The organism is Burkholderia sp. LMG 13014 (assembly GCF_905232215.1).
In the GTDB taxonomy this organism is placed as follows: domain Bacteria; phylum Pseudomonadota; class Gammaproteobacteria; order Burkholderiales; family Burkholderiaceae; genus Burkholderia.
Genome location: NZ_CAJNKE010000694.1, coordinates 1 through 2,817, shown reverse-complemented (window position 1 = coordinate 2,817; position 2,817 = coordinate 1). Strand labels below are relative to the sequence as shown.

Sequence of the window (2,817 nt, the reverse complement as noted above, 5' to 3'; positions counted from 1 at the left end):
CTGGTCGGCCTGCACGCCGATTACCTGAGCGCGCAGATCGGTGCATGGCGTTCGGGCAACCGTCACGCGAAGGCGCCCGATTGCATGCATGACGTCGCTTCGAAGCTTTCCGACGAAGACGTGACCGCCGTGACCGCATGGCTCGCCGCGCAACCGGCGCCCGCCAACCCCGTGCCGGCTCCGGCGCGTTCGATGAAGACTCCGCTCGCCTGCGGCAGCGAACCGCAATAAGGCAAGGGAGACAGACACAATGAAACGCAAGTCCCTGTTTGCACTCTCGGCCGTCGCGATCGTCGCGGCTGCCGCCCTCGTGCCGGTCCTGTGGCCGGGCAACGACACGCTGCACGGCGCTTCCGCCGTCGCGGCCACGCCGGCCGACCAGGCCGCGCTGATCAAGAAGGGCGAATACCTCGCGCGCGTCGGCGACTGTATCGCGTGCCACACCGTGCGCGGCGGCAAGTCGTTCGCGGGCGGCCTGCCGATGGCGACGCCGTTCGGCACGATGTACACGCCGAACATCACGCCGGACGACAAGGACGGCATCGGCAAGTGGACGTCGGACGACTTCTACCGCGCGATGCACACCGGCCGTTCGAAGGATGGCAGCCTGCTGTACCCGGGCTTCCCGTTCGCGAGCTACACGAAGGTCACGCGCGCGGATTCGGACGCGATCTACGCATACCTGCGCTCGGTCGCGCCGGTGTCGGTGCCGAGCCGTCCGCATGAACTGAAGTTCCCGTTCAACAACCGCAACCTGCTGATCGGCTGGCGCACGCTGTTCTTCAAGGAAGGCGAGTACAAGCCGGATCCGACCAAGTCGGTCGAATGGAACCGCGGCGCGTACCTCGTCGAAGGCCTCGGCCACTGCTCGATGTGCCACACGTCGATCAACATGATGGGCGGCCCGGTGACGGGGTCGGCGTTCGCCGGCGGCCTGATCCCGCTGCAGAACTGGTATGCGCCGTCGCTGACGAACGACAAGGAACTCGGCCTCGGCGACTGGCACGTGCAGGAGCTGTCCGACCTGCTGCAAGCCGGTGTGTCGAACAAGGGTGCGGTGTTCGGCCCGATGGCCGACGTCGTGCACAACAGCCTGCAGTACATGAGCGACGAAGATACGCGCGCGATGTCGACGTACCTGAAGTCGATCCCGCAGAAGGCTGAAGCGCCGAAGAACATGCAGTACGAGCCGTCGAAGCAGTTCGGCAACGCGCTGTTCGACCAGGGCAAGAAGATCTACGCGGACAACTGCGCGACCTGCCACGCCGCAACCGGCGCAGGCAAGCCGCCGGCGTATCCGCCGCTCGCGGGCAACCACTCGATCATGATGGAATCGGCAGTCAACCCGATCCGCATGGTGCTGAACGGTGGCTATCCGCCGAGCACGTTCAAGAATCCGCGTCCGTACGGGATGCCGCCGTTCGCACAGTCGCTGTCGAACCAGGAAGTTGCTGCGGTCGTCACGTATATCCGGATGTCGTGGGGCAACAACGGTACGCCGATCTCGCCGCAACAGGTGAGCGACCTGCGTTCCGCGCCGCTCGACTAAGAAGCGGCTGACACAAACGGGGCGCGGCTGCGGGAAACCGCGGCCGCGCCCTTTTGCATTTTGCGATGTCACCTCCCGCGCGGGCCGCGCGAGACGTCGCCGATCATAAAACTGAAGAGTGGTAACTATGTCTTTCGAATCTCTCGGCTTGGCCGAACCGCTGGTCAAGGCGGTCAACGAGCTCGGCTACACGTCGCCGACCCCGATCCAGCAGCAGGCGATCCCGGCCGTCCTCGGCGGCGGCGACCTGCTCGCCGGCGCGCAGACGGGCACCGGCAAGACCGCCGGCTTCACGCTGCCGATCCTGCAGCGCCTGCATACGTTCTACGCGGAGCATCGCGGCGCAAAGCGCGCGGTGCGCGCGCTGATCCTCACGCCGACGCGCGAACTCGCCGCCCAGGTCGAGGAAAGCGTCCGTGCGTACAGCAAGTACCTGAAGCTGCGCTCGACCGTGATGTTCGGCGGCGTCAGCATCAATCCGCAGATCGATGCGCTCAAGCGCGGCGTCGACATCGTCGTCGCGACGCCGGGCCGCCTGCTCGACCACATGCAGCAGAAGACGATCGACCTGTCGGATCTCGACATCCTCGTGCTCGACGAAGCCGACCGGATGCTCGACATGGGCTTCATCCACGACATCAAGCGCGTGCTCGCGAAGCTGCCGCCGCAGCGCCAGAACCTGCTGTTCTCGGCCACTTTCTCCGATGAGATCAAGGCGCTCGCCGACAGCCTGCTCGATTCGCCCGCGCTGATCGAAGTCGCCCGCCGCAACACGACCGCCGAAAGCGTCGCGCAGAAGATCCACCCGGTCGACCGCGATCGCAAGCGCGAACTGCTCACTCACCTGATCCGCGAACACAACTGGTTCCAGGTGCTCGTGTTCACGCGCACGAAGCACGGCGCGAACCGGCTTGCCGAGCAGCTGACGAAGGACGGCATCAGCGCGATGGCGATCCACGGCAACAAGAGCCAGTCGGCCCGCACGCGCGCGCTGGCGGAGTTCAAGAACAGCACGCTGCAGGTGCTCGTCGCGACCGATATCGCCGCGCGCGGGATCGACATCGACCAGCTGCCGCACGTCGTCAACTTCGACCTGCCGAACGTGCCGGAAGACTACGTGCACCGGATCGGCCGCACGGGCCGCGCGGGTGCGACCGGCGAAGCCGTGTCGCTCGTGTGCGTCGACGAGAAGCAGCTGCTGCGCGACATCGAGCGGCTGATCAAGCGCGAGATTCCGCAGGAAGTGATCGCGGGCTTCGAACCCGATC

At 66.0% G+C, this 2,817-nt stretch carries 3 protein-coding genes; all 3 read left to right on the top strand.

Annotation, left to right across the window (positions count from 1 at the left end; all coding sequences use genetic code 11):
- Positions 1-231 (top strand): cytochrome c (locus JYJ84_RS33215; RefSeq protein WP_374102151.1); only part of this gene is annotated, 231 nt, incomplete at its 5' end.
- A gap of 19 nt (positions 232-250) precedes the next feature.
- Entirely contained in the window at positions 251-1,549 is a 1,299-nt protein-coding gene (locus tag JYJ84_RS33210; RefSeq protein WP_122946201.1) for a cytochrome c, read from the top strand.
- Positions 1,550-1,676: 127 nt separating this feature from the next.
- A partial coding sequence (locus JYJ84_RS33205; protein ID WP_205190021.1) for a DEAD/DEAH box helicase occupies positions 1,677-2,817 on the top strand: 1,141 nt, incomplete at its 3' end.

Excerpts from the sequence above, each read along its gene's own strand:
- JYJ84_RS33210 (WP_122946201.1), top strand. The coding sequence starts at position 251 with ATGAAACGCAAGTCCCTGTTTGCACTCTCGGCCGTCGCGATCGTCGCG.